3 protein-coding genes and 2 pseudogenes are annotated in these 5,328 nt (G+C 72.5%); all 5 read right to left on the bottom strand.

Translation table 11 applies throughout. From position 1 onward, the window contains the following. Positions 1-99, bottom strand: a pseudogene (locus QSK52_RS38840) (ATP-binding protein); the annotation flags it as partial. After that, complete coding sequence (locus QSK52_RS38835; protein ID WP_285741000.1) at positions 80-787, bottom strand: DUF742 domain-containing protein; 708 nt, start codon at positions 785-787, stop codon at positions 80-82. The pseudogene QSK52_RS38840 and the gene QSK52_RS38835, both read right to left, overlap by 20 nt. Positions 788-953: 166 nt before the next feature. Beyond that, complete coding sequence (locus QSK52_RS38830; RefSeq protein WP_035873526.1) at positions 954-1,367, bottom strand: roadblock/LC7 domain-containing protein; 414 nt, start codon at positions 1,365-1,367, stop codon at positions 954-956. Between the two features lie 10 nt (positions 1,368-1,377). After that, the gene (locus QSK52_RS38825; RefSeq protein ID WP_285740999.1) at positions 1,378-4,881 is read right to left on the bottom strand and encodes a nitrate- and nitrite sensing domain-containing protein; all 3,504 of its coding nucleotides are present in this window, start codon (positions 4,879-4,881) and stop codon (positions 1,378-1,380) included. 320 nt (positions 4,882-5,201) lie between these two features. Next, positions 5,202-5,328, bottom strand: a pseudogene (locus QSK52_RS38820) (ATP-binding protein); the annotation flags it as partial.

Here is a 5,328-nt window from a genome sequence, read left to right as displayed (position 1 = left end):
CGTCGTCTTGCCCACGCCGAAGCCGCCCGCGACGACGATCTTGGCGGAGGTGGTGGCGCGGCTGGGGGCGGCGGCCGCGTTAGAGCTTGCGAAGTCCACTGAGGACCCTTTCGAGCAGCGTGACGTCGGGCTGGTTGCCGGATTCGCCGCCGGCTGCGGGCTGGTGGATGGCGACCAGGCCGGCCTCGGCCAGGTCCGCCACGAGGATGCGGGCCACGCCCAGCGGGAGGCCGAGCAGCGCGGAGATCTCGGCGACCGACTTCACGTCGGTGGCGCACAGCGCGCAGATCCGCTGGTGCTCGGGGAGCAGGGTGGCCATCCGGGCCGGGTCGACCGCGGCGGAGACCAGGGCCTCCAGCGCGAGTTCGTAGCGCGGCCGGGTGCGTCCGCCGGTCATCGCGAAGGGGCGGATCAGCGGCTCGGCGTCCTCCTCCTCGTCGGCGTACTCCTCGACGTGGCCGGGCTGCTGTTCCCCGTACCGGTGCGGCGGTTCGGGCTCGGGGAACGCCCCGTGTCCGGCGAACGCCCCCTGCTCGGCGAACGCCCCCTGCTCGGGGTACGCGTCCTGCTCGGGGAACGCCGGGGGGCCGGGGTGGGCCTGGCCGTACCCGTCCTGCTGCTGGTACCAGCGCGGGTCGGGCTGCGGGGGCAGGTACGACTGGCCACCGTTGAACTGCGGCGCGTACTGCGGCTGCTGACCGTGGCCGACGCCGGGAGCCCCGAAAGCGTCGTGGCCGGAGCCCGCGTACGGGGCGCCGTACTGGCCACTGTGGTCGGGCGGTGTCACGGTTCATCTCCTCAAAGGGTGCGGCGGTGCGTTGCTGGCCGCGTCGCCGGGGAGCGCCGTGACCGGTGGTGCGAAGGCCGTACAACGCCCGGTCCCGAGGCCGCCGAAGCGACCTCGGGACGGGCAATGAGGTCTTTCGAATACCAGGACGGTATCCGACGAACCGTCAGTGCAGGAGACTGCCCTGGAGTTCGGCCCGCAGAGCGGGCGTCAGGACGGCGCCCGCGCGGTCCACGAGGAGGGCCATCTCGTAGCCGACGAGGCCGATGTCGGAGTCCGGCGAGGCGAGGACCGCGAGCGCGGAACCGTCGCTGATCGCCATCAGGAACAGGAAGCCGCGCTCCATCTCGACCACGGTCTGGGTCACGTCGCCGCCCTCGAAGATCCGGCTCGCGCCCGAGGTCAGCGAGGTGAGGCCGGAGGCGACGGCGGCCAGCTGGTCGGCGCGGTCCCGGGGGAAGCCCTCGGACATGCACAGCAGCAGACCGTCGGCGGAGACCACCACGGTGTGGGACACCCCGGGGGTGTTGTCCACGAAATTGGTGATCAGCCAGTTCAGGTTCTGTGCGGCCTGGCTCATCTGGGTCAACTCAACGCTCCTGCTGGTTCGAGCCGCCGAAGAGATCGGTGCTGCTGTTGTGCGGTCCATCACCGTACGCCCCCTGGTCGGGGTCGATCCGGAAGCTACCGGTGGCACCGGGGTCGCCGCCGGCCTGGCGGCCCTGCTCGACGCCGCGGCGCAGGTTGGTCAGGCGGCCGCGCACCTCGTTCGGGTCGCGGGAGACCTGCGGGCCTTCCTGCGGGGTGGTCCGGGCGTTGCCCGGCACCAGGTTCTGGCGGGGCACCCGGCGCGGCAGGCCCGAGGGGGTCGTGCCCGCCGAGGAGGGCTCGCGCACCTTCTCCGCGCGCTGCCAGTTGCCGTCGTTCGGCGACTCCCACTCGCTGGGCGCCGCGGTCGGGCCGGTCGGGCCGTAGCCGCCCAGCGCCGACACGTCGTGGCCGCGCGGCTCCTCGACCGGCGCCGAGGTGTCCTTCGCACCGGTGAACCAGTTCGGGGTCTCGCCGTCGGAGGTCCGGCCCGCCAGCTGCTGGCCCGGCCGCCGCTGCGGCAGCGCGCCGCCCGCGGACTGCTCCGCCGCGGGGCGGGCCGGCGGCAGGGCCGGCAGCTCCTCGGCGGGGTACGGGTGCCCGGCGGGCTCCTCGTAGCCGTAGTCCTGCTGCTGGTAGCCGTCCTGCTGGTACTCGTCCCGGGCGTACCCGTCCTGGGCGTAGCCGTACTCGTCCTGCTGGTAGCCGTCCTGCTGGTAGCCCTCGGCGTACTGGTCGTACTGCCCGGCGCCGTACGGCTGCTGGTAGCCGTCGGCGTACGGCTGCTGCTCGTCGCCGTAGGGCGCCTGCGCGTACTGCTCCGGGGCGTAGGGCTCCTCGGCGTACCCGGCGGGCGCGTACGGGGCGTCCTGGCGGTAGCCGTAGGCGTCGTCCTGCGGGGCCTGCTGCGGCTCGAAGGGGCGGCCGTAGGCGTCCACCTCGGGGCGGGCGTACGGGTCGTCCTGCGCGGCGCCGTAGTAGCCGTCCTCGGGGGCGCCGGGGGCGCCGTAGGGCGGCTCCAGGACCTCCGCCTCCACCGGCTCGTCGGCGGCGGGGCCGGGGCCGATCTCCAGGGCGGCCCGGCGTCGCTCCTCCAGGCGCTGGGAGCGCTGCATGGACTCCAGCGCGGGGGAGAAGCCGTTGCCGGGCACGGCGCCGGGGACGGCCAGGTGGTCGTCGAAGCCGAGTTCGGCGGCGGTGCGCCCCTGGCCCCCGTCCGCCCACTCGGCGGTCGGCTCCTGGTCCGCGAAGATCCGGGAGACCGTGAACTCCTCGGCCTGCGGCTCCGGCGCCGTCGCGCCCAGCTGGGTGAGCTGCTGCGGCAGCATGACCAGCGAGGTGGTGCCGGCCGACTCGCCGGACGGGCGCAGCTGCACGCGGATGTCGTGCCGCTGGGACAGCCGGCCGACCACGAACAGGCCCATCCGGCGGGAGATGGTGGCGTCGACGGTGGGCGGCTCGGCCAGCTTCTCGTTGATCTCGGCGAAGTCCTCGGCGGTCAGGCCGATGCCCTTGTCGTGGATCTCGACCAGCACCCGGCCGTCCGGCAGGCGGGTCGCGTTGACCAGCACCCGGGTCTGCGGGGAGGAGAACGAGGTGGCGTTCTCCAGCAGCTCGGCGAGCAGGTGGACGAGGTCGGTCACGGCGGGGCCGACCACGTCGGCCTCGGGGATGCCGGCCAGTTCGATCCGCTCGTAGTGCTCCACCTCGGAGGCGGCCGCGCGCAGCACGTCGACCAGCGGCACCGGGGTGTTCCAGCGGCGGCCGGGCTCCTCGCCCGCGAGGACGAGGAGGTTCTCGCCGTTGCGGCGCATGCGGGTCGCCAGGTGGTCCAGCTTGAAGAGGTTCTCCAGCTGGTCCGGGTCGGCCTCGTTGTTCTCCAGGTCGGTGATCAGCGCCAGCTGGCGCTGGATCAGGCCCTGGCTGCGGCGCGACAGGTTGGTGAAGATCGCGTTGACGTTCCCTCGCAGCAGCGCCTGCTCGGCGGCGAGCGAGACGGCCTGCTGGTGGACCTGGTCGAAGGCGCGGGCGACCTCGCCGATCTCGTCCCGGCCGTGCAGCGGGATCGGGCTGACCGAGGTGTCGACCCGCTCCGGGTCGGTCTTGGAGAGCTTGTCGACCAGCTCCGGCAGGCGGTGGTTGGCGATGTCGAGCGCGGCGGTGTTCAGGGTCCGCATGCCGAGGATCATCGAGCGGGCGATGTAGCCGGTGAGCAGACCGGCCAGCACCAGCGAGGCGATGACGATCAGCGAGTTGAGCACCCAGTCGGTGAACGCCCGGTCCTTGATGCCCTGGGCCTCGTCGACGACCTGGGCGAGCAGGTCGGTCTCCGCGGAGCGCAGCGCGCTCATGTGGCTCTTGGTGGCCTGGTCCCACAGCGGGCGGGTCAGGCCGTCCTTGCCGACCTGGTCGATGATCTTGGCGGCGTTGTCGCCGCCGGCCGAGGCGCTGGACAGCTGGCCGGCGTAGGACATGCCGACCGCGAGCAGGCCCTGCATGGTTGGCAGGCTGTGGCCGTCCGGCATGCGCAGCGGCAGGCGCTGGTCGGCGGTGGCCTGGTCGACCAGGGCGTCCGAGTAGACCTTGATCTCGGCGTCACCGGAGGCGGTGTTGAACTCGCTGAGCGCGGTCTGCTCCAGCCGGGAGGCGACCACCAGCGACTGGATCAGGTCGTCGCCCTCGTGGCCGTCCACGCCGCCGACGCCGAGGCCGACCAGCAGGTTGAGCATCAGCGCGCGCTGGGTGGAGGCGGACGCCTTGGCCAGCGACATCGCGTAGATCGCGCGGCCCTTGGAGGTGACGTTGGTGGAGCCGAAGCCGACCGAGTTGTCGATGGCCAGCAGCGGCGCGAACATCAGCGAGTACGCGTTGGCGGTCGCGGTCGCGAACAGCTCCGGCTTGTAGGCGTTGGCCCGCAGGTGCGGGAGGTACGCCGCGGCCTGCTGGAACTGGTCGTTGCGACGCTTCATGGTGGCGTCGTCCTTGAGCTCCGCGAACGCCGCGTCGTAGACCTTGCGGGCCTCGTCGGTCTTGTCCCGGAGCTTCTTCACCTCGCCCTGGTCGCCCTGCCCGGTGAGCAGCGGGACGAGGGTCTCGTCGCGCTCCTGCTCCAGGGCGTCGGCCAGCTTGGTGGCGGCACTGGCCAGGTTGGCGATGCGCACCGCGCGGTCGGCCTGGTTGTAGTCGTCCAGCGAGGTGTTGACGCGCAGGCCGCCGAAGACCAGGGCGATGACGACCGGGATGACCAGGATGGCCACCAGGCGGGTCGGCACGCGCCAGTTCAGCGGGGACAGGAAGTCGTACCGGCTGCCGCCGGGGCGCGGGGCCTCCTGGGCGGGCGCGGGGCGCGGGGCGGGCTCCGGGGGGACGGAGCGCTGCTGCTCGGCGCGGTCACGGTCCTCGGTCGCGGTGAACGCGGAGAACCGACCGCCGTTCGGGCCGCTACCCGGGTCCTGCTGGCGGGGCTCGGAGCGCCGCTGCGGGGTGACTGGCTGCTTACGCCTCACTCGACAACAACCTCTCGACCGACTGGCGGCCATGGATCTATCCGGCGGCTACCCCCCAGACGGGCCGCGGCCCGCACGGTCCTACGGGGTAGCTGGAATTCCAACACGAGCCGGTGGACCGGACAAACGGCCCCCCCGCCCCGTGCGCCACGGGTGGAAAACGGACATAAACGGTTGAACTCCCGCAAAGTTCAAGGTCATTGGCGCGCACCGGGTTCGGGCGGCTACGCACTGTCAAACAGCCTCGGCAAATGCCTACCGAACTGTTACCGGGGGGCGCGAACCATTCCTGGTGCACGCCCCCCCGGCCAGGTCGGGGCTCACCGCAGTCGGGCGAGGAGGGCGTGTTCGACGAGGGTGATGAGGGCGCTCTTGGCGCTGTCGCGGCGTCGGGCGTCGAGGGTGATGATGGGGATGTCGGTGCTGAGTTGGAGTGCTTCGCGGACT

The organism is Kitasatospora phosalacinea (assembly GCF_030268885.1).
GTDB classification, from domain to species: Bacteria; Actinomycetota; Actinomycetes; order Streptomycetales; family Streptomycetaceae; genus Kitasatospora; species Kitasatospora phosalacinea_C.
The sequence above is the reverse complement of the archived record's forward strand: the minus strand, read 5'-3'. Positions and strand labels throughout refer to the sequence as shown.